This window comes from Acinetobacter sp. 1125_18A (assembly GCF_052824985.1).
In genome coordinates, this window is record NZ_VTDG01000002.1 from 294,718 (window position 1) to 318,321 (window position 23,604).

A 23,604-nucleotide genomic window follows, 5' to 3' on the forward strand; every position below is an offset into this window, starting at 1 on the left:
TGCGTTTACCCCTTAGCGATCCACGTCAGCCATAACGACGTCAATTGTCGCTAAATAAATGATCAAGTCAGATACAAGACTGCCGTTAATCACGGAAGGAATTTGCTGCAAGTGGGTGAAAGTAGGTGTACGAATACGGGTACGGTAACTCATGGTTGACTTATCTGAAGTCAAATAATAGTTAGACGCACCTTTGACCACTTCTGCCATCACAGACGCTTCGCCAGCTGGCATTACAGGACCCCATGACACGCTCAAGAAATGCGTAATCAAAGTTTCAATATCTTGTAAAGTCTTATCTTTTGGTGGTGGAACTGCCAATGGATGATCCGCTTTATAAGGACCAGAAGGCATATTATCCAAACACTGTTTGACGATTTTTAACGACTCTTCGATTTCGCGATAGTGAACCATCACACGAGCGTAAGCATCGCCTTCGTACTCTAACGGCACTTCAAAGTCGTAATTTTCATAACCACTGTATGGACGATATTTACGAACATCGAAATCAATACCTGTCGCGCGTAAACCTGTACCTGTTACACCCCAAGCCAATGCCGATTTAGCATCGTATTGCGCAACATTACGGGTACGACCCACAAATACTGAGTTTTTCAGTGCAGCAGTATGATATTCCTTCAAACGTTTTGGCATCCATTCGAGAATTTCACGAATCAGTTTTTGCCAGTTGTTTGGAAGGTCATGTGCTGTCCCGCCGATACGGAACCATGCTGGGTGCATACGGAAACCAGTGATCGCTTCAATTGCGTCATAGATTTTTTGACGATCCGCAAACATATAGAATACGGGTGTCATACCACCAGCATCCTGAATCGCAGTACCGATATACAACAAGTGGTTATTGATACGGAATAATTCAGACATCATGACACGGATACATTGTGCACGATCAGGAACAGTAATCCCTGCAAGTTGCTCCACACCCATGACATAAGGCATGTTTTGCGCACAACCACCTAAGTAGTCGACACGGTCTGTATACGGAATAAATGAATGCCAAGTTTGACGTTCAGCCATCTTTTCCACACCACGGTGGTGATAGCCAATATCAGGTACACAATCTTTCACTTCTTCGCCATCAAGCTGCAAAATTACACGGAATGCACCATGCGCAGATGGATGGTTAGGCCCTAAGTTCAAGAACATAAAGTCTTCATCGGCGTTACCGCGTGTTAGACCCCAATCTTCTGGAACAAAACGAAGATGTTCTTGTTCGAAATCTTGTTTAGCCTTGTCTTGCATGTACGGTGTATATTCAGTCGCACGTGCAGAATATTCTTTACGTAGTGGATGACCTTCCCAATAAGTTGGCAACAAGATACGACGAAGCATTGGATGCCCTTCGAAATTGATCCCAAACATATCGTAAGCTTCACGTTCGTACCAATTGGCATTTGGCCAAATATTGGTCGCTGTTGGAACATTAATATCGTTCTCACTCAACGCCACTTTGATACGAATATCACTATTACGTTCTAATGAAAGTAAGTGATAGAACACTGTGAAATCAGATGCAGGTAAACCATCACGGTTGTTACGCAAACGTTCATCGACTGCAGATAAGTCAAACAGCATCACATAAGGACGTGGTACTGTACGCAAGTACATTAGAACTTCTTGTACACGTGCGCGCTCAACCCAGACCGTCGGAAAATCTTCAAACGTCGGTTGCACGTAAAAGTTCTCGCCAAATTTGGCTTTGAGATCTTCTACAATTGCAAATGCTGGGCGGGAATCAACTGGAGTCGATTCTGGCATAGCAATTTCAGTTTCAGCCATTGGCTTGGCTTCCTATTTAATACAAATTCTGTCAAATTCCCTGATGACCATATCCATCAGATATGTCAAATACTCATCAGAAAAAATTACTCAATTTCATCCATAGAGCGTAAGTTTTTCACTGCAATACGTTCAGCGTTCTTACGGTCGCGTTCTGGCATCATCTTTGGCTTATACACTGGCTGAAGATCATCACCGATTACCGCAGAGAGCGGACGACGTTCTAATTGAATTTGGTCTTGCAATAACATCAAGGCTTGAATCAATGCTTCTGGACGTGGTGGGCAACCTGGAACGTACACGTCAACAGGAATGATTTTATCCACACCTTGTACAACAGAATAGATGTCGTACATACCACCAGAGTTTGCACAAGCACCCATTGAAATCACCCATTTAGGCTCAAGCATTTGTTCATACAAACGTTGAATTACAGGTGCCATTTTAACAAAGCACGTCCCTGCAACGATCATCAAATCTGCCTGACGTGGCGAAGCACGAATAACCTCGGCACCAAAGCGCGACAAGTCATGCACACCCGTTAACGTGGTTGCATATTCAACGTAACAGCAAGATGTACCAAAGTTAAAAGGCCATATTGAGTTTTTACGGCCCCAGTTTACAGCTGTGTGTACCACATCCTCTAAGCGAGTCATGAACACATTTTTATTCACTTCTTCTTCAAGTGGATCTGTCACAATTTGACGATCTTGAAGCGGATATTGTTCAGCTTCTGGATTCGCACGGGTTAAAGTATATTTCATTCCCGAGTTACTCCTTGTTCAGAGACATGGTCGGTGTTTTATCTTTCACACGACCAGAAGATTGAGCTGGAATAGTTCCAGTAGGATCCATCACCAACTCTTCAATTGAATTGAAGCGAGTAATTTCTGCAAGGTCCATATTTGGTGAACCAATTTTAGGTTTAATCCCTGCGATTTTACGTTTATCTGAAGGTGACCAGTTCAATGCACCTGTAGATAATTCATAAATCAAACCAACGAGTAAAACTAAAATAAATACAGCTGCAGCTGAAAACCCAACCCAACCTACTTCACGTACAGATGTCGCCCATGCATATAAATAGAGGGCTTCCAAATCGAATACAACAAAGAAGATTGCAACAAGGTAGAACTTCGCAGACAAGCGGATACGTGCACCACCAGCACTAACCACACCTGATTCAAATTGCTCTTGCTTCGCACGTCCCCATGATTTACCCCCAAGGAGCAAAGGAACGGTGAGCATAAAGACACATAAAAATGTCACGCCGATCACGAAGGCAATGATTGCCCAATCGTATGGAGTAATGGCACTCATGCGGGGATAACTCCTGGCAGGCCTATTATTTAACAAAGAATGTATGTATTGGCCTTGCAAATACACCAAACACAAAATAAATCTGGTCAATTGTACCCGATTGATGTCATCTGTTGCTAGTTAATAGCTCTAAGTCTTTCGGATGATTTTTTAGACAAAAGCCATAATTTTTCCTGATTCACAGCGATACAGCGCTGACTTATCGTTTTATCAAATTTTTATCCCTATTCTTATTAGTTTTTCCGAAGTTTATTTTTTAATCATGAATTAAAAATGACAAATCAGTAGCTTAATCCGATTCAGTCCAAGTAAAAGCTTCGATTTATCCATGCTTTTCTGCGATTTAATTGGCTAATTTCTACAAATATAAGGATTTACCATCTAAAATATTTTGTTACATTCTATGTGGTAAAATAGTCACATTAGATCAATCAAGTGATAAAAATTATCTTATTGTGATAATTTTTAAATATTACAAAGTTATTTATAATTTTTTATACTTTACTATTATCAAAACCAACTTATTTCAATGAAATAACCCGCTTTAAACCATCCAGCGCCAAATGCTCAATGCCTACTTTTGACCTACCTTGTGCCCTCTTATGATTTTCTGATTTGAATTTTCAAAATAGTCAGCACTGTCAATCATGTCATTTTTCGCACATACCACACACTTAAGCGCACCCAAACTGGCCCAAACTAAAGCTGTTTGAAAGATGAGTAACTTATCGCCACTTAAATCAGCAAATTGTACATTTAACACCCAATTACAGTAAAAGGTGTTCATTGTCGCAAACTTAGACGAATTGTCTACAGAGCCTATACACATTGAACTACTTTTATGTATATGCTATTCAATATGAACAACTTTAAATCAATAATTTAGGGGTAAAACAAGATGGAATTCAGCAGCAAGCCAAACTATTTTTTATTTGCACAATTACTGATTCGTCATATTGAAAATTACGTCAAAAAACACGCTGATGCACAAAATGCAATTTTTGATCTAAGAGATGTTTATGAGCTTTTCCGCCAAGATCTTGCCGCAACCACGACAAATCTAGAAGGGATTTTAAATATCGCAGATGAATATCGTATTGATACTATTCAAGGTGACCAAAAAATCATTAGCAGTTATAAAATTGACGCTGAACAAAATAGCTTATTGATTGACTTTAATCATGATGCATTACAAGCATTGCGAGACAGCAAGCCAATCATTGCGCCTGATGCAACGCTTCAACAATAATATCTAGACTAAGCAACATCCAGACATAAAAAACCACCGAAATTTTCGGTGGTTTTTTTATTTGAAACCAAGCCTTCAGTCCACAATAGCATTGTTCTTATTCATCCAGTATTCCACACTACACGAAGCCCAACTGGATCGCTGCCCCATGGTGTCGTGCTCGAAGCTGATGACTTGAACCCAGTATCGCGTACTAGGTTGATGGCATGGATCAGTTTACTGACTACAGTATCGACCAACACTGCCAATGGCCTTTGAAACCGAAGACACAAAAATAAACCTTGATCATTCATAGTGACTTCAAAATCTTCTGAAAAACTCAATTTTATACAAGATCATTAATACCTGTGATAATTTCTGCAATTAAATCAATACTGATGGTTAATACGATATCCCAAGATTCACAATCCTCGCCGATCAAAATATAAATCTCGCCATCATCACCTTTTTTCCAATGAACTGGGCTGTTGGCAGATTCTCCTGCCTGTATATAAGCAACAGAATCAGTTGTTATTTTTTTCAATTCTTCCACTTGGTCAATTGAAATATAAATATTAATTTCAATAAATTGGTTGGCAATTTTTATTATAAATGCAGGATGCCCATTCCCATTAAATGCATGATCAATAGTAATATCAAAATTAGCGTTCACCATTCAAATTCCCTTAATAAATATTATCAATATCAATGCTCAAACTATTCAGTTTGGTCTGCGTAATTATGCTTAGAAAGGTCTGACAAAGAGTACGTTTTGATGTTCCGATAGATATCGTTATTTTTACATAACGCGAATATCATACAAATGTAATAGTTTATCTGCATTTATTGGTGCACAAAAAACAGCATATAAATCTGATTTAGAATCATCAAACCATAATTGGACATCGATTATATGTTTATTAACACGATCTCCTTTGAGAGAAAAAACCTCTGTATCCCCCAGTACATCGTCAGGGATTTGTGTCATTTTCACAAATCCACTTAAATGCGCAAATTCATTTACAGCAACTCTATATTCATTTGCCGTTGATGGATAGGCCAGTTTATTTTTCACCAATTCCTCATAGTCATCAGAAATCATAAGATTCAATATTTTTATCATTGATTCTTTATATATTGGAAATTCTCTTAGAAAAATATTTTCATTTGTCATTTTCTGGTCCCAACTTTTCGCATTGCCGTGGATGTAGCAATTCCAATCTTCTAAAAATATAGATCAAAAGGCATCCAACATTTTTGAGTGATTTTTTGTATTGAAAGTCCCTTCTCCCGTTGGGAGAAGGTTAGGATGAGGGTTGTTTTATCTTAAATAATAACCTTAAAGATGACTGATAAACCAAGTCAAATAGCGCTTAATTGATAATATTTAACAGCATGATTTAACAATTAAGCTTTTTTCTTTTTAAAACGCTCTACAGGCCAAGACATGGTAAATCTTGCACCACCCAAATCTGAGCTTTGATCGACTTCAATCGTCCCGCCAAACCAATACGCAATACGACTAACAATTGAAAGTCCTAAACCATAACCACCTGAAGCACGGGTACGGCTATCATCTAAACGTGCAAATGCTTCAAATACACGTTTACGGTCTTCCTCTGGAATTCCGGGGCCATCATCTTCTACACAGACATAAGCCATATTGGTCTGGTGATTAACACCACCGCTGATATTGACTTGATGATCACAGTAACGTATCGCATTTCCCACCAAGTTTTGTACAACACGATGTAAATAACGACGTTCTGCATCCACAATCACATCAGATGAAAGTGGGTTGAGGTGGATAATCTTTTGCGTTTTTAATGCTTCGGTTTCTACCGCAACTTGCTTTAATACATCAATCAATACAATTTTTTCAAAATCTAATGATGGTGTACCTTGCTCTAATTTCGCATAAGTCATGATTTCATCAATCAGCGTATTTAACGCTTCGATGTCTTTATCAATCATCTCGACTTGTTGCAAACGATATTCATGGTCATCTTCATCTGCCAGCATTTCCATACCAAAACGGATTCGCGCCACAGGTGTACGTAACTCATGTGATACCGCACGCATTAACTCACGCTGTGCTTCAATCAAACGCTGTATATGGTCAGACATGCTGTTATAACTGGTGGCTAGACTGGCCATTTCGTCATAACCCTCAACAGGTACACGTTGCGACATATCCCCTGTTCTCATCACATCTAAAGCTTCATTCACCTGTTTCAACTTACGTTGCATCGGCACAATCAAGCCATACACACCCAAACAGAGTAAGAACATACTCAGCAATGTAATTCCTGCTGCCAATTTGACGGGCATCCAGTTAAACATTGGAACGGGGCCAAGCACCAACACATCTGTAGGTGAGTTGGGTAAAGGTGAAACAATCGAAATGGTGGTACCACGTACAGTTGCACTGTCACGCCATAAAATCACACTTTGATCTGACCTTAAACGACCAATTTGCTCAGAATCGAGATTGAGCTGAGAAATCTTTTCCACACCAACATGATAAGAGAAATGTTGTTGAATTTTCTTAAGATATTCTTGTTCTTGACCGGGATAATAGACCAAGTAATCCAGAATAAATACTGGAAGTGCCTTCATTTGGCGTTCGCCAATTTGATCCACTTTGATATATAAATAGTGTTTAGGGTCATTTCTGATCCCTATAACCAGATAGGCAATCCCTTGTTCTGCATCATAACGCACTACCGCTTTTTGACTTTCTATACGTTTTTCTTCAGTACGAGATAAGTCAACTTTGCGTGCTTCGAGATAATAAATGGGAAGTTCTAATAGATCAGACGCATCTGAAATCCAATCTAGGCGCTGCTGTTCAGTTTGCTGACGTGCCACACCTTCACTGATCACAAATGAAATTCCATCTGTGAGAGACTCACGATATTCCTGCGCACGTTGATAATTAATTATTTGGACAAGTAAATATCCAAACAAGGCAACCAACACAACAAGAATGACTAATCCTGCATAGATGCGCAAAAATATACTGTGTTTAGACACGCAAACTAACCTTCTTTATGCCTGTCCTGTGATGGACAAGCATCTTAGATGACTGACCCATCGTTTATAGACCAGTCTCTTTAACAAACAAATAACCTTTACTACGTACAGTTTTAATACGTTTCGGATTTTCAGGATCATCACCAATTTTTGGACGAATACGTGAAATACGTACGTCAATCGAACGGTCTTGACCGTCATATTCAATACCACGGAGACGTTCAAAGATGTCTTCACGCGATAAGATACGGCCTGCATTCGATGCCAATAACCAGAGTAGATCATATTCAGCACTGGTGAAATCAACCAACTCACCATTCAGTGTCACTGAACGACCGCCATTGTCGATCACAAGATCGTCAAATTCAATACGTTGTGCAACTTCATCTTCAGGCGCTTTGTCTGTACGACGTAATAATGCACGAATACGTGCAAGCAAGACACGCGGTTGAACAGGTTTAGCGACATAGTCGTCTGCACCCATTTCTAGACCAAGAACTTGGTCCATATCTTCAGTACGTGCAGTCAACATCAAAATCGGTTGATGATAATGTGGACGAACTTCACGACAAACGGTTAAACCATCTGCACCCGGCAACATCACATCCAACACAACCAAGTCTGGTTGTTCAGCAATGATGCGGCGAATCGCACGGTTACCATCTGGCTCTACCCCAACTTCCAATCCATTGCGAATTAAGTATTCCTGAGTTAAGCGAGCTAGGCGCTCGTCATCTTCAACAATCAGAATCTTTGGTAACTTTTCTTCTTGGCTCATCTATTTGCCCCTATATTTGATTTTGGAGTCTGCTACAAATCTCGCAGATTCAACACACTATGTTTTGCAATATACACACGTTTACAATGTAAACAAGACCTCATTCACCAAACTGATACATGAGCGTATCAATTTGTTATATTTTTATTAACTATTGAATTGTAGGCAGTTTTATAAAATCAATACACATCATTTTTAAATTTCTTCAAGACAATCAATAGCTGGACTAATTTTTATACAAAATATTTCATTGTTCATATTCTGTCTCATCAGTTTATCGTTTTTTGAGTTATCCACACACTTATCTATAAGCACTCTGCGGAGTCTTTGCTATGCTATGTGCTTGTCTCATAAGGCATATAACAAAAATGACGCTTTGAGGTAAAAAGATGCAAATAAAAATTTACTTTTCAGGGATAAAATATTCTTGAAATGTCAATATTGATCTACCCTTAAAATTACCGTATCTTGTGTTCTAAATTAAATTAAACCACTAAGTATTGTGTTTAGTCCTCAAACATCGTGACAACAAATTTTGCAGTTTGTCCGATTCAAATGGTCCATAAACATAACAATGATGACAATGGAGCTACGCTGACAATGAACGCCATTACAACCCCTGGTCAACTACAAGTGATTAAACGCACTGGTGATGTTGCCGCTTTTGATGCAGATAAAATCTCTGTAGCAATTGGTAAAGCTTTTTTGGCTGTAGAAGGTCAACAAAGTGCAGATTCAAGCCGTATTCATGATCGCATCACTCAGCTCACAGAGATGGTGATGAATACTTTTAATCGTCGTTTACCTTCTGGCGGAACAATTCACATTGAAGAAATTCAAGACCAAGTTGAATTGGCGCTTATGCGTACAGGCGAACAAAAAGTTGCACGTGCATATGTGATCTATCGTGAACAACGTTCTGATGCACGTAAACAAACCGGTGCTCATCATCACCCAACCTTACAAATCACAGATGCGAACGGTCAGCTTCAGCCTCTAGATTTGGGCAAACTTCAAGCCACGATTGAAAAAGCAAGTGAAGGCTTAGAAGGCATCAATGTTCAAGCCATTGTCGATGAAACAGTTAAAAACTTATATAACGGTGTAAAACAGTCAGACATCTCAACCACAATGATGATGGCGACACGTACCCGTATCGAACAAGAACCAAACTATACATATGTAACTGCACGTTTATTACGTGATGACTTGGTTGCGACCGGTTTAAAATTCTTAGGTTTAGCCACAGATACCATCGAAGGCGATGCACTCGAAACTTATTTAAACAAAGGTATCGAGCTTGAGCTTCTCTCTCCTGAGCTTTTAAACTTTGACCTTGCAAAATTGGCAGCAGCGATCAAACCAGAACGCTCAAACCAATTTACCTATTTAGGTTTACAGACTTTATTTGACCGTTACTTCATTCATTCAAATGATGTACGTTTCGAACTTCCGCAATTGTTCTTTATGCGTGTTTCAATGGGACTTGCATTAAATGAAGAACAGCGTGAAGACCGTGCAATCGAATTCTATGACTTATTGTCTAGCTTCGATTATATGGCGTCTACACCGACACTGTTTAACTCAGGTACGTTACGTCCACAACTGTCGAGCTGTTACTTAACCACCATTCAAGATGATCTTTATGACATCTATGGTGCGATGCGTGACAATGCCCTTCTTTCTAAATGGGCAGGTGGTTTAGGCAATGACTGGACACCAGTACGTGCCTTGAACTCATATATCAAAGGTACCAACGGTAAATCACAAGGTGTTGTACCTTTCCTTAAAGTTGCCAACGATACTGCGGTTGCAGTAAACCAAGGTGGTAAACGTAAAGGTGCTGTATGTGCATACCTTGAAACTTGGCACTTGGACATTGAAGAATTCCTAGAGCTTCGTAAAAACACTGGTGATGACCGTCGTCGTACCCATGACATGAACACGGCTAACTGGGTTCCAGATTTGTTTATGCAACGTGTGATTGAAGATGCTGAATGGACACTGTTCACACCATCTGAAACGCCTGATCTGCATGATTTAACTGGCGGTGAATTTGCTGAGCGCTATGCTTACTACGAAGGCATTGCAAAAGAAAACAACATGCTACATAAGAAAATCCGTGCGAAAGACTTATGGCGCAAAATGTTATCGATGTTGTTTGAAACAGGTCATCCTTGGATCACATTCAAAGACGTATGTAACTTACGCTCACCACAACAACACGTAGGTGTAGTGCATTCATCTAACTTATGTACTGAAATCACTTTAAATACCAATAAAGATGAAATCGCAGTATGTAACTTAGGTTCGATCAACCTTGTACAACATGTTCAAGGTGGTGCTTTAGACCGTGAAAAATTAGCGCGTACAGTTAAAACTGCTGTTCGTATGCTCGACAACGTAATTGACATCAACTACTACGCAGTTGAACAAGCACGTAATTCAAATATGAAACACCGCCCTGTCGGTATGGGTATCATGGGCTTCCAAGATGCTTTATATGAATTGGGTATGGGTTATGGTTCTGATGAAGCAGTAGATTTTGCTGATGAATCAATGGAAGTGATCAGCTACTACGCGATTCAAACATCAAGCGACCTTGCTGTTGAACGTGGCGTGTATTCAACATTCAAAGGTTCATTGTGGGATCAAGGTATCCTGCCAATCGACTCTTTAGATATCGTTGCAAAATCACGTCCAGAGCGTATGTTTGAAGTTGACCGTACTCAACGTTTGGACTGGGATACATTACGTACTAAAGTTCAAAAAGACGGTATGCGTAACTCAAATGTGATGGCGATTGCACCTACAGCAACCATTTCAAATATTTGTGGCGTTTCACAATCTATCGAACCGACGTTCCAAAACCTTTATGTAAAATCTAACCTTTCTGGTGAATTTACAGTGATCAACCCGTACTTGGTACGTGCGTTAAAAGATCGTGGTCTTTGGGACTCTGTGATGGTTAACGACTTGAAACACTTCGAGGGTTCAGTACAAAAAATTGCACGTATCCCTGAAGAGTTAAAAGCAATTTTTGCGACAGCATTTGAAGTAGATACACGTTGGATCGTAGATGCTGCATCACGTCGTCAAAAATGGATCGACCAAGCACAGTCATTGAACCTTTATATCGCTGGTGCAAATGGTAAGAAACTAGACATCACTTATAAGATGGCTTGGTTACGTGGTCTTAAAACCACTTATTACCTCCGTGCATTAGGTGCAACCTCTGCGGAAAAATCAACCATTAACACGGGTGCTTTAAACGCAGTAAAAGCAACAACTGTTGCTGCACCAGTGGCTGCGGTTGCTCAAGAAACTAAACCTGAAGCACCTGCTGAAGAAGATGGTTTCGCTCAAGCAGCACCAGTACCACAAGCATGTTCAATCGACAATCCAGATTGTGAAGCTTGTCAGTAAGTAATCCTCCCCAATCCTCAAGGGGAATAAAGTCCCCCCTTTAAAAAAAAGGGGGTTTAGGGGGATTCAAAAAATCTGAAATTATAAAAGGCGAAGAAATGTTCCATTTAAGTCATAACTATGAGTTAGGCGTAATCGTGCTGATCTTAGCCTTTTTAGTTTTTTACGTGCCTGCGGTCTATGCATTCTTTGCGATCCGTAAGCAGCAAAAGCGTAAGCAAAATAAGTAGTGTGGATATCTGTTCTTTCGAACAAGAACAAAACAACTATCGGCAAAACTTAATTTTGCTTGCACAGAATAAGCGTATAGTAGTGACATCTTCCCTTGTGAGATGTCGAACATAGATATTAACAACGAAGAGAGAACAACGATGTCTATCCTAAGTTGGGACGATTTTGAAGATGATGAACAGAAACAAGCTGCACAAGCTCACCAGCCTGCGCCCGTCGAACAGAAAAAAACGACTGATTCGCAAGTGGTATCTGATACAAAGCAGTCATCGCAGAATGTGGCAACTACACAATCCGCTGGAACCTATACAGCAAGATCAACAAATCCAACCGATTCGTTGGCAAGAGCATCTCACGCCTTAGAAAAGTTAGACGTTGCACCTGGCTTAGAAGAGCTTGAAATGGGTGCGCAACGTGTACAAGTTGATGATAAAGCCATGATCAACTGTCGCGCTGACTTAAACCAGCTTGTACCGTTCAAATACGAATGGGCTTGGCAAAAGTATCTAGACGGGTGTGCAAACCACTGGATGCCACAAGAAGTTAACATGAACCACGATATCGCACTTTGGAAGTCTGAAAATGGCTTAACTGAAGATGAGCGTACCATCGTGATGCGTTCATTAGGTTTCTTCTCTACTGCGGATTCTTTGGTTGCAAATAACTTGGTATTGGCGATTTACCGTCACATTACCAACCCTGAATGCCGTCAATACATCTTGCGTCAAGCATTTGAAGAAGCGATTCACACCCATGCTTACCAATACTGTATCGAATCTTTAGGTATGGATGAAGGCGAAGTCTTCAACATGTACCGTGAAGTTCCATCAGTTGCTCGTAAAGCTGCTTGGGGCTTGAAATATACTCAGTCTTTATGTGATCCAACCTTCCAAACAGGTACACCTGAAAACGATCAAATCTTATTGCGTAACTTGATCGCATTCTATTGCGTACTTGAAGGGATCTTCTTCTACTGTGGTTTCAGTCAGATCTTGTCTATGGGTCGTCGCAACAAGATGAATGGTGTTGCTGAGCAATTCCAGTACATCTTACGTGATGAGTCTATGCACTTGAACTTTGGTATCGACATGATTAACCAAATCAAGATCGAAAATCCAAACTTGTGGACTGCTGAATTCCAAGAAGAAATCATTCAAATGATTCTTGAAGGTACTATGCTTGAAATCGAATATGCGCGTGACACAATGCCACGTGGTGTATTGGGTATGAACGCAGCGATGATGGAAGAATATTTGAAATTCATCTGTAACCGTCGTTTGGCACAGTTAGGTTTACCTGAACAGTTTGCTGGTGTAAATAACCCATTCCAGTGGATGTCTGAAATGATGGACTTGCGTAAAGAGAAGAACTTCTTTGAAACGCGTGTAACTGATTATCAAACTGGTGGTGCGTTGAGCTGGTAAGAAGTGACATCGTCACGCGACACATGAGTTGACATTTACGACACATGTAACGACATTACGCGACACATGTAATGCCATTGAAATAAAAAAATCCGATTTAATATCGGATTTTTTTATTTTTAATTAAACTAAATGTATTTCACTTTCAAGAAACCATTCTTTTTCGATTAATCTATCTTTCAAGAACATCGGACTTTTTGTATAACACACTACTGCCAGACTTTTTTCAGCACGACTACAAATTACATAGAATAACCTTCTGGTACGGGATAAAGCACTATCAAGCCCTAACGACTCATTCTTTATATCTGATGCACTTAATTCCTTAATACCTAAAAACTTCTCATAATCAAACAAAAAACCACCTGCTTCATCATCATCTATAATCGCCATTACTCTCTCAAATTGCAAACCTTTAACACCTTGATGAGTATCAAAAGCTGAACTTCCATCAATATACGATGCATATTTAAATAATTGATCTATTTTGGCATCCAAGGCTTGGCTATATGCAATAAGTTCTGAAGACATGTTATCTTCATCGAGAGCGTGGCTATCCAAAATTAATGCTTGTAATAATAGTGGTGGAATGTTTAAGAGACTGTTTTCATAAATATAATTAAGAATAATTTTTATAGAGTTATTACTATCCGTTAACAAATTAAATAGTTCATTTTTTTTATCTCTTATAATTTTCAAATAAGATAACTGGTCCTCTATAATAGAAAAATTACGAAAAACATCGGAACTAGTTCTTAAAATTTTTATTATATTAAAATCATTTTTAGATATTATGGAGTTAATAAACTCACAAAATGTACCAACTAAAAACCTTAAGGATTGGGTATCTGCGGCACTTAATTTATTACGCAATGCAGAATCATACAATGGCTTATAAAATATATGAAATCCAGAACGAGTTGCAGCCATATGATGCTCTAAAATTAAGGTTTTTATTTCAGAACGTGAATTCCATTTATCATCATTAGTTACCCCTCCCATAATTTTACATATTTCATCCTCTACTAACAACTTATCCAAACTCGGATTATTAGAATCAATAATTAAACAACGAACGACACCATCAAAACTAACTTTAGACTCTTGTTGGAATTTATCAGCATCAAATCTGATTTTATTAATTAATTTTACTACTCTTTTTGGGCACCTCCAATTTTCAACCTTTTGTGGTCGTCTCCAATTCTCAGGAGCAAAGGTGTCTAAGTCTTTTTTATTATTAGTAAAAATACGTTGCATATTGTCGCCAAACAAACCAATCACAAATTGATTATGAAATTCAATTTGTGTTTGAACTAATGCATCAATTACTTTTTCATAGGTATCTTGAGCTTCATCTAAAAAGAGAATCGGATACTTATTCACTAAAATTTTTTTAAATGATTTCTTTTCAATTAATAATTTTGAAAAAACATCTATAACCTCTGAATGCTCTAATGAGCTTTCCTCAACATTTGAAGAATTTGGATTATAAGAAAAACGTCTAGTTGACTCTAATGAAGATAATCTTTTTAAAGACTTCTTAATCCTCTCTTGTCGACCTAAACTAGTTTTATTGTTTAAATTTCTAGATTTACTTAAGGCTTCCTCCTCATCGCTAATTGTCTCTTTCAACCTCTCTCTAATTATTTCTTTAATTTCTTTTGTAAAAGGTGAAATTAAACTCCAAGCAAAACTATGTATCGTGCTAACAAAAAAATTACTATCAAAGTTTATCCGTTCTTTAATTTCATCACAGGCAGCATTTGTATATGTTATCACTGCAAGCTTTTTATTTTCTCGACTCAGAGACAAAAGAATATTTTCTTTTATCTTCTTGAGTGTTTGATGCAAAGTATGTGTTTTCCCTGCACCAGCACCTGCATATAAAACGAAACTTTGAGGGGGTGATGAAGATACATAATCAAAAATTAAATCCTCTAAAACCACAGCATCAACAGACTTCATTAATTTCCCCTTTTACCAACTCATCAACACCTATTATTTTATTTTCTAGCCAACTTAGGCCTTCATCAATATATTGCGGTGTTTTTAATTCTTTGGGTTCTAGGCCATAAATTAAATCCATAGCCATATCAACCTTATTACTGTCTAACGCAGAAAAAATATTCTGCCTAAAATGATCAATGTCTTCACACTCCTCTGCCTTAATCATTTTTAATAGAACCCCAGTTGCCTTTATCCGCTTATCATCCTTATTTATATCTTTTTTAAAGACGGTATTAATCAAGGGTCTATTTTCAAAATAAACAGACTCTTCAAATGTATAAGGAAATGCTATTTTCTGTTCACCTTTAAAACCAAAAGAGACCTGAGTTTGGTAACTAACTCTTATATTTCCATTAGCTTTCTCTTCATACCCCAGCTTTAATAGATCATCAACTTGATCTTTCATAGGTAACCATTTTATTAGTGTATCATTATTCGTTAATTGACCTTTATTAAGAAGAGGAATGCATTTCTCATACTTTACTTTTTCAGTATTATCTTTATTCATCTTAATATTCCCCTCTTCGTCCATTTGGATTGTTTTTATAACTGAGTCTAAATCAGTAATAATCAAACAGGGTAAGTCAAGTTTTTCAATCAAACTTTGCAATCTATGAGCGTGTGCTCCACCGACAGAAAGGATTGAGATATAACTACTATTAAGTTTAGGAAAATGATTTTTAATAAAATGAGGTACTAACAACCTTTCTGCATCACCTTCAACCAGAATAATTCCATTCGCAAAAAATAAATCACAGTGAGTAGTTTTAATATAACGAGTAACAAATTTCTCGTTTTGTGATGCATTTTCATCAAAAGTTTTAGAAAGATCTACTACCTCTGCATGTGGTATCAAGTCACTATTTTTTCTTTTAAAGTAACGTAGATTTGAAAAGTCTAGTTCCCGTGCCAAATAGCTTGAATGAGTACTTACCAATAATTGTGTTCTACAATGACTAGGTTGACCATGACACAAGGTTTCATATGCTTTCTTTATAAAAACTTGCTGTACCTGTGCATGTAAATGAGCTTCAGGTTCTTCAATAAGAACTAGATGTAAAGGTTCTATGGGTTCTTGATCTAATCTATTACTTCTTAACCAAGACTCACGAAAATCTATTAATGTTAAAGTGATAGAAATTAACCGACGAAAACCTAATCCATTTAACCCTTCAGGGATTTTAATTTCCTCTTCACCATCATCATTATTGATCTTAAAGCGTATTGCACTTTCATGACCTAATGTTTCTATTTGGTCAATCTTACTGGAAATACTTATATTAGGATCATTTTTACTTCCAGGATATCCTAAGTCTCTTATTTCACTTAATATTTCTGAGAAAGTTTCCGTTAGAGTCGTATCAAAAGCACTTTTAGAGTCATTAACTGCTCTAATTGCTACTAAATCATTAGCTGTTTTCCTACGATCATCATTATCAAAATGTGATTTATAAAAACTTTGGATAATTGTCGATAATAAATTTTTTGCACCATTACTATTAAAAAAACCTGCATCTTCACCAATGACGTCTATTTTTATTAGGCCTTTCAGAGGCTCACTAGTATCCAATATAAGCTCTTCTGTATCTTTAACATATGGATCAATAACATATGATTTTATCTTAAAATATTTATCTAGATGGCGACTTAAAAACTCTTGTATATTTTCATTAGGCCAAAGATTACTAAGTTCAATTTGTCCATTCTCCGACATAACTCTCTTATTCTCATGGCATAATTCAACAAAATCATTTCGCAATTCTTCTATATTTTTAGGCTCTAACCTTAATCTCAAGCCAATGAGCCCCCCATCCCAATCCAAAGAAGGTAAAAACTCTATTACATGATGAATTTCAGAAGATTCCACATTTAGGATGAGGTCTAAAGTAGGACACAAATTTTTCCACTCTTGTAATTCTTCCTCTGCATTCATTATAACTGTTTCATTAAGCCAAAATTGAGCCCTCTTATTCAATTGCCCCCAATTATCAAATGTAAAATCTGTGTATTTAAAACCTTCATTTGAAGATTCATGTTTTAGAAATAATTTTAAAACTTTCATCGCAGAGGTTTTTCCACTGTTATTTGCACCAACAAGAATCGTTTGATCTGATGAAAAACTCAGTGAACAGTTTTTTAGTTTTCGGAAATTTTTTATTTCAGCTTTTACTAATCTCATTTTTACCCCTAATTATTTTATAAAACATAATCTTAACATTACGAAATTATTTTGAAATCTTCTATAGTTTTGTAAATAAAATTCAATATATTACACAAAATGCTGAAAAAACAATAAGTTAAATTAAAATCAAACTTGATACCCTCTCTCAACTTGTATATAAATAAACCTATATAGACATATTTCTATGTAAGGCATTTTTTATGAGAACACCTGGTGAAGTCAAAGAAACTTTACAAATCAGAGGATTATCAATTGCTGAATGGGCTAGAGAGAATGGTTTCTCTCCAAAGCAGGTATATCAAGTTCTAAATGCCAAGCATAAGCCTACCCGAGGTAAAAGCCACCAGATCGCAGTCAAACTTGGTCTAAAGGATGGAATTATAGAACCTGATTTTACTTTCGAAAAAATTAAGGAGACGCTGTGACAAGAATTTCATAAAGCACAAATAGAAACGGATCCTTTCGGATCCGTTGGCTCTACACCTAGATATAGAGACCTGACAATCCAAGTATCTTCTGTGTAGAGCCATTCGTCAAGAGTTGCACTCGTATTTTGTTTTTACAGAGCGAATTTTTTCGTCCCTAAAAAACAAAAAAGTGCACATCGAATGAAGCATATATGGAAGATATATCATGAATATTTTTACAACTGATCCATGGGGAAATTCCCCAGACTTATTACATCAGCAGATTGTTGATGCATTCAATAAAAAACCAGATCTTGATGGTGTCTTGCATGGTCAACGACATATTAGTCAAGGCAGTGTAGGAAAAAGAACAGGATTATTTTCTAGTTATAAGAATAATGGAATGATTCCGTACGAAAGCCAACTAGAATTAGCCCATGCAATACAACTTGAGCGAAATCCGTCTGTTAAATGCTATCGTACCCAAGCCTTAAAAATTTCAATAAGCCAGGATCAATTTCTTTTTCCAGACTTTCTCATCAAATATACAAATGAAGAGATTGCTTTCCATGAAGTTAAGCCTTCAAAAAGGTTTCTAGATCAGGAAGATATCGAACGTTATCAACGTTTGAAAACTTTCTTAGCTCCAAACGGAATTAGTTTTGACATTGTCGATCGTCATGAATTGTATTCTGACGCGGAAGTAAAAGTCTTACTGCATTACAATCGGCGAAGTCATGCAAGAAGCTGGTCTAGTTTTGAAATTCAATTTGCTCTATCCCTGCTGACACCTGGTACATTGCTGATTAAAAAACAATTGATGAGCATATTAAAAAACAATAGCTTGCCCTTGGAGTTAGGTGAGTTTCTCATCTTTCATAAATATATAAAGCTTAATACGCCAAATGATAAACAAGGAGGAATCTAAGATGACTCTTCCTGATTTTATTCCTCAAGTAGGTCTACGTTTTTCTTTTAAAGATACAAATTTTGAAGTGACCTATGTACACAACAATGTAGTTCGTTTTTCCGCAGTGAATGGTGGGAAAATAAGTAACATCCCCATTAATAGCTTTTCTGAAAGATATAAAACTGGAGAGATTCAATGCACCTCTGCTCCCCATAAGCTATTACTCAATGATCAATTACTTGATAAGACTAGACGAGCTGAAAATTATATAAAAGTTATTGTTACCACATTAGATGACTACTTTTCTCATAAAAAAATTGGAGCTTTAATTCCTGAAATTGCTAAAAAGATAAATGACCCTTTCCCTCCTAGTACATCAACAGTAGTACGTTGGGTTCGTAGATATCTAGAAAATGACCATAATTTACTTAATGTTTATAAAGAAAAACCTGGCAATAAATACTTCAGATTTACAGCACAAATGGAGCAAATTATCTTCAGTGCTATAGATGAAATCATCAACGATGAAACTCTTGCACTAACAGTACAAAATATTGAGGTAAGTATTAGTCAAAAAATTTTAGAGCAAGACTTAAAGGAGGAACCACCATGCACTCGAACAATCCAACGTAAGCTCAAGCTATATGATCCATATATACTTGTTAAAGGAAACGAGGGAGCACATACAGCTAGACAGCTTCTTAAAGCAGCAGGACGAAAGACAAAAAGCCCATTCATTCTATCGCTTGTTGAAATTGATACTCATATTCTAGACATTATCATTATTGATTCGACAACTAAACTTCCCCTTGGACGCCCTTATCTAAGTTGTGCGATTGATGTACATACCCGAGCTATTGTTGGCTATTACATTTGTATGCTTCCTCCAAGTGCGACAACAACTTTAGCTCTATTAAAAAATATGCTTTTACGACCATCTCAGAATTTACCTGGGGGCATTCCTTCCCTAATTATCCCAGATAATGGGGTCGAGTTTAAAAATTCTGCACTAAGCCATATCTGTAATCATTTGAAAATTACAATTCAACCAGCTCAAAACAGGAACCCAGATAATAAAGCCCATATTGAGCGTTTTTTTGGTACGCTTACTTTTGGCATAATTCAACAACTACCAGGTACAACATATTCAAATCCTAAAGCTCGGGGAGACTATGAGTCAAAAAAACATGCAAGTGTTACCCTAGAAAATTTGAAATCATATGTTAATGAATGGATTCATAATATATATCACTGCTCAATCCACTCAATGACGGGAAGAGCACCAATGCTATTTTGGGAAGATGCTTCTCAAAGTTGTCCACCATTAACCATATCAACTGATGAAGTAGATATTATTGCGCGTCGGCCAATCAGTAGAAAAATTCATAAAGGACAAGTCAAATTTGAATATTTGACCTACTTTTCGCATGCGTTAGCAACCCTTGAAGCAAATGGCTTAACTGACGTTATTGTGATGATTGATGAGCTCAATTTAGAGTACGTATATGTCAAACACTCATCAATTGATGAAGTAATACGAGCGGACTCAACAGAGCCTGATTACACCAAGAATCTCTCTCTGCAAGAACATCTTGAAATTCGCAAGGAACTTAAACTGGTATCTCAAGCAGATAAGCAAAGATTAGGAAAGCATCGCGTATGGTACGCTCGATGGAAGTTATACGAACGTATTCAAAAAGATGCTTGCTCTAAAAACAAGAAGTTAAAGCAGTTGAAACTAGAGCTTCCTGAAACACTCAAGAATCTCTTAGAGCAAGATATACGTACAGTGTCTCAACCAATAGACCCATCAGTTTCAACATTTATCTCATCTTCCGAAATGGAGCTTCTAAATCAATCAAACGTCGATGATGGTTTTGGGACATTGGAGTTTGATGATGAATAAGTTAGATGCAGTTGAATTAATTAAAAGAATTAGCAACATGGTCATTACCTCCTCAGAGTTTACCAAAGCTTATAACGGTATTACATCTTGTGCAGAACAGACGAAAGCCTATCAGAAACCAATAGGTAGCTTACTTATTGCAGAAGGTGGGCTTGGCAAAACGACACTTTCACAAGCAATACTGAAAAAAAATCCTTGTTATGAAAAACAAGAAGATGGCTACACCAAAAGAGTAGTTCCTGTGTTCTATATACAAATCCCATCGCCAGCAACAGTTAAATCTGTTGCTGGCATGATGCTAAAAGCCTTGAATGATCCAGCACCTCTTTCTGGAACAACAGCACAGATGACAGAACGTTTGTGCTATCTGTTAAAGCTTTGTGAAACGGAACTGATCCTTATGGATGAATTTCATCATTTATTTGATATGCAAAAGGTATCGAGGAAGATGAATATTGATGTCTGTAATTGGATCAAAACAGTGACAGACTCAACCAACATAAGTTCCTGCTTAATTGGCTTACCTGAATTTGCACCTTTATTGCAAATAGATAGCCAGCTTGCACGACGATTTCCACTAATATTCAAGTTATCTCGTTTAAATATCGGTTCAACTCAATCACCAGGAACCCTTTACGGGTTCCTATCACAAGTAGAACAGAATATTGAAAAAAGACTCACATTAAAATTTTTACCGCGATTAATTAATCCCTTATTCGTTCTACAGATTTACGCTTCAACTAGGGGATACCATCACTACATTATTTCACTGATCACAGAAGCACTACTATTCGCCCTTCTTGCAGATAGTGACGTTATTACTCAACAGCATTTTTCCTTGGCGTGGGATAAGGGCATTACCTCATATACCAATATGACTACACAGAATCCTTTTCATATGGACACGTCAAAACTAGTACAACGAATGAAGGGTGATCACTGATGCAAGAGAAGCCTTTAATACCAGCAATCCCAATACCATTTCCTGATGAAACCGCTGGAAGTTTTCTCATCCGTCTCATCAAGCTGAATGGGCATATCCATAGCTCAACTTTTTATCGATCTAGAATAGATCTCAAATACAAAGAGACACTGAGCTCAATAATCACACATGATTATCTCTTCCTTAACATACTCAAGAAATTTCAGCTTCCTGATTATTTAAAAGAGTTATCGCTCAAAAGGCATAGTTCTACCTTACGTGGGAATGTAATCTGGAAAAATAAACTAGTAATATCAGATTATTTTTTTTCAAACGATGTCGAACGATTTTGTCCACTTTGCTTAAAAGAAATACCGTATTGGAGAAAAGTTTGGCTAGTTAAACCATACTATGCATGTTTGAAGCACCAAATTCGCTTACACACGACTTGCCCTAGATGCCAATCAACGCTCAGTAGTTTGCGTTCCGAAATCTATATTTGTTCAAAGTGCCTAGGTGATATAAGGAATTGCGAAATTAAGGCAGTATCAGATGAACAAACTAAACATATCCGATGGTTTTTAGAGTTTATAGAAACTGAAGAACAAGAAAAATTCAATTTATTAAAAATCTTCTGGTCCACACTTAAAAAATTTTCAGCACATGATCCAGTCCCACCTTCAATAGAACTATTGCTTGAAATAACCTATTTATTCTTTATGAATCGTGATTCCTCTATAGAAAGGATGGTTGACTGGATATCTCAGAGGTCCCATCAAGTCCATCCAAGAATTCAGCTAGTTCCATTCCTTATTATGGATACCATGTATTTTGGACAATATACTAAGAAGATTCTTGAGCAATTGCCTGTATCCACTGAATTGGCCCCAGAACATTTATTCCAATTATTAACTATTAAGGAAAGCTGTCAAATCTTAGATATATGCTATTCGACGATTCAAAGGTGGATAGAAAACAATAAGTTACAGTATGTAGTATCAAAGGATATTCCTAAAAACCGTAAATTCCTTTCGAGCTGCGATATAGAGTATTTCCTTGTTCAGAAGGCACTTCACCCTTCTCCCAAAAAACTGAAACATCCACCAAGAAAAGATGGGCAAAGGCTCACTATTACTAATGTGGCTGCTAAACTGAATGTTAATTATGAAAACATTCGTTACTTGATTAGGACTCGCTATTTAAAAGCAGAAAAACTGTTGGTCAGGTTTAGATGTGCTTATTTTATTAATTCTAAAGACTTAGAGGAGTTCAATGAAAAATACATCTTGGTTGGCAGCTTAGCAAAAAAGCTAAAAGTTATCCCTCAAAATCTTACTGAAAAGCTCGCTAGTATTGATATTCATCCAATCAGTGGGCCACATATTGATGGAGAATTCAACAACATTTTTTTGCAAGAATCCGTAAGAGATTTAAATCAAGAAATTGTTGATAAAATAGTTAACTATCCGACTCTTACAGGTCGCCATTCTAGTTTTGAGGAGCAACTTCCTAAACCTCCGCCAACTTATATTTCTTTGAATGAGGCTGCAACTAAACTCAATATCAGTCCGAATAAAACTGCTAGATTAGTCGAAAAAGGCGTCCTTGAAAAAAATACATCACATAATTTAAGTATTTCAATCAGTATTCAATCTTTAAACATTCTAATCGCAAACCTGCATAATCCTAAATTCATATCAGTAAAACTGGCACTTATAAAATTAAATTGTTCTGCAAACTGGTTTCATGAATATTGGGTTGAAACAGGTTTTATTCATATTCATGACTTTCTATACTGGCATTTTGTTGAAAGACATGAGCTTAATAAAGTACTAAAGTTAAAGAAAAGTTATCTTACTAGCACCGAAGCAAGCACTCTTCTCGGCATGCACAAATCTCATGTGACAAACTTAGAATCCCAAGGTTTAATTGAACCTGTTTATTTCGGAACGCCAAAAACAATTAAGTTATTTAAACGAGAACATGTATTAAAATTGAAGAAGTTTGGATATGGGGCAATCAACTAA

General features: G+C 37.2%; 20 protein-coding genes. 9 read left to right on the forward strand and 11 right to left on the reverse strand.

Annotation, left to right across the window (positions count from 1 at the left end; all coding sequences use genetic code 11):
* Positions 1 to 12: 12 nt before the first annotated feature.
* From nuoC to FY049_RS04290, 4 genes are all read right to left on the reverse strand, one after another.
* On the reverse strand, positions 13 to 1,800 hold the full coding sequence (gene nuoC / locus FY049_RS04275; RefSeq protein WP_004722840.1) for an NADH-quinone oxidoreductase subunit C/D: 1,788 nt from the start codon (positions 1,798 to 1,800) through the stop codon (positions 13 to 15).
* Between the two features lie 86 nt (positions 1,801 to 1,886).
* Positions 1,887 to 2,564, reverse strand: a complete 678-nt coding sequence (locus tag FY049_RS04280) for a NuoB/complex I 20 kDa subunit family protein (protein ID WP_004722842.1) — start codon at positions 2,562 to 2,564, stop codon at positions 1,887 to 1,889.
* A 7-nt stretch (positions 2,565 to 2,571) separates the two neighbouring features.
* The gene (locus FY049_RS04285; protein WP_004722844.1) at positions 2,572 to 3,120 is read right to left on the reverse strand and encodes an NADH-quinone oxidoreductase subunit A; all 549 of its coding nucleotides are present in this window, start codon (positions 3,118 to 3,120) and stop codon (positions 2,572 to 2,574) included.
* A gap of 574 nt (positions 3,121 to 3,694) precedes the next feature.
* Positions 3,695 to 3,907, reverse strand: a complete 213-nt coding sequence (locus FY049_RS04290; protein ID WP_446083237.1) for a hypothetical protein — start codon at positions 3,905 to 3,907, stop codon at positions 3,695 to 3,697.
* A 111-nt stretch (positions 3,908 to 4,018) separates the two neighbouring features.
* Here FY049_RS04290 and FY049_RS04295 point away from each other — a divergent pair, with 111 nt between their 5' ends.
* Positions 4,019 to 4,369, forward strand: coding sequence for a hypothetical protein (locus FY049_RS04295; protein ID WP_004722847.1), 351 nt, complete (start codon positions 4,019 to 4,021; stop codon positions 4,367 to 4,369).
* Between the two features lie 101 nt (positions 4,370 to 4,470).
* Here FY049_RS04295 and FY049_RS04300 read toward each other — a convergent pair whose 3' ends face one another.
* The 5 genes from FY049_RS04300 to bfmR all read right to left on the reverse strand — a co-directional run bounded on the left by FY049_RS04300 (position 4,471) and on the right by bfmR (position 8,162).
* Positions 4,471 to 4,641: a hypothetical protein gene (locus FY049_RS04300; RefSeq protein ID WP_446083238.1), complete on the reverse strand. Its 171-nt coding sequence runs from the start codon at positions 4,639 to 4,641 to the stop codon at positions 4,471 to 4,473.
* 53 nt (positions 4,642 to 4,694) lie between these two features.
* On the reverse strand, positions 4,695 to 5,024 hold the full coding sequence (locus tag FY049_RS04305) for a hypothetical protein (protein WP_327858191.1): 330 nt from the start codon (positions 5,022 to 5,024) through the stop codon (positions 4,695 to 4,697).
* 123 nt (positions 5,025 to 5,147) lie between these two features.
* Positions 5,148 to 5,522 carry a DUF7668 domain-containing protein gene (locus tag FY049_RS04310; RefSeq protein ID WP_056514698.1) on the reverse strand — a complete coding sequence of 125 codons (375 nt, stop codon included), beginning with the start codon at positions 5,520 to 5,522 and terminating at the stop codon, positions 5,148 to 5,150.
* Positions 5,523 to 5,755: 233 nt separating this feature from the next.
* Positions 5,756 to 7,384 (reverse strand): sensor histidine kinase BfmS, encoded by a 1,629-nt coding sequence (gene bfmS / locus FY049_RS04315; RefSeq protein ID WP_004722852.1) that lies wholly within the window; start codon positions 7,382 to 7,384, stop codon positions 5,756 to 5,758.
* Between the two features lie 64 nt (positions 7,385 to 7,448).
* Entirely contained in the window at positions 7,449 to 8,162 is a 714-nt protein-coding gene (gene bfmR / locus FY049_RS04320) for a response regulator transcription factor BfmR (protein WP_004722855.1), read from the reverse strand.
* Positions 8,163 to 8,717: 555 nt separating this feature from the next.
* Between bfmR and FY049_RS04325 the strand changes: the two genes are divergently transcribed.
* The 3 genes from FY049_RS04325 (at position 8,718) to FY049_RS04335 (ending at position 13,243) form a co-directional block, all read left to right on the forward strand.
* Positions 8,718 to 11,588 (forward strand): ribonucleoside-diphosphate reductase subunit alpha, encoded by a 2,871-nt coding sequence (locus tag FY049_RS04325; protein WP_327858706.1) that lies wholly within the window; start codon positions 8,718 to 8,720, stop codon positions 11,586 to 11,588.
* A 98-nt stretch (positions 11,589 to 11,686) separates the two neighbouring features.
* Complete coding sequence (locus tag FY049_RS04330; protein ID WP_004722859.1) at positions 11,687 to 11,818, forward strand: preprotein translocase subunit YajC; 132 nt, start codon at positions 11,687 to 11,689, stop codon at positions 11,816 to 11,818.
* A gap of 141 nt (positions 11,819 to 11,959) precedes the next feature.
* Entirely contained in the window at positions 11,960 to 13,243 is a 1,284-nt protein-coding gene (locus FY049_RS04335) for a ribonucleotide-diphosphate reductase subunit beta (protein ID WP_004722861.1), read from the forward strand.
* Positions 13,244 to 13,366: 123 nt separating this feature from the next.
* On the opposite strand, the gene FY049_RS04340 is transcribed toward FY049_RS04335, so the two are convergent.
* Entirely contained in the window at positions 13,367 to 15,208 is a 1,842-nt protein-coding gene (locus FY049_RS04340) for a UvrD-helicase domain-containing protein (RefSeq protein ID WP_446083239.1), read from the reverse strand.
* Positions 15,195 to 17,429, reverse strand: coding sequence for an ATP-dependent nuclease (locus FY049_RS04345; RefSeq protein WP_446083240.1), 2,235 nt, complete (start codon positions 17,427 to 17,429; stop codon positions 15,195 to 15,197). The genes FY049_RS04340 and FY049_RS04345 overlap by 14 nt, the downstream gene beginning before the upstream one ends.
* Positions 17,430 to 17,632: 203 nt before the next feature.
* Between FY049_RS04345 and FY049_RS04350 the strand changes: the two genes are divergently transcribed.
* The 5 genes from FY049_RS04350 to FY049_RS04370 all read left to right on the forward strand — a co-directional run bounded on the left by FY049_RS04350 (position 17,633) and on the right by FY049_RS04370 (position 23,604).
* Complete coding sequence (locus FY049_RS04350) at positions 17,633 to 17,857, forward strand: DNA-binding protein (RefSeq protein WP_446083241.1); 225 nt, start codon at positions 17,633 to 17,635, stop codon at positions 17,855 to 17,857.
* 208 nt (positions 17,858 to 18,065) lie between these two features.
* Positions 18,066 to 18,767 (forward strand): TnsA endonuclease N-terminal domain-containing protein, encoded by a 702-nt coding sequence (locus tag FY049_RS04355; RefSeq protein ID WP_446083242.1) that lies wholly within the window; start codon positions 18,066 to 18,068, stop codon positions 18,765 to 18,767.
* Between the two features lies 1 nt (position 18,768).
* Entirely contained in the window at positions 18,769 to 20,655 is a 1,887-nt protein-coding gene (locus FY049_RS04360; protein WP_446083243.1) for a Mu transposase C-terminal domain-containing protein, read from the forward strand.
* Entirely contained in the window at positions 20,648 to 21,598 is a 951-nt protein-coding gene (locus tag FY049_RS04365; RefSeq protein ID WP_446083244.1) for a TniB family NTP-binding protein, read from the forward strand. Before FY049_RS04360 ends, FY049_RS04365 begins: the two co-directional genes overlap by 8 nt.
* Positions 21,598 to 23,604 carry a TniQ family protein gene (locus FY049_RS04370; RefSeq protein WP_446083245.1) on the forward strand — a complete coding sequence of 669 codons (2,007 nt, stop codon included), beginning with the start codon at positions 21,598 to 21,600 and terminating at the stop codon, positions 23,602 to 23,604. The genes FY049_RS04365 and FY049_RS04370 overlap by 1 nt, the downstream gene beginning before the upstream one ends.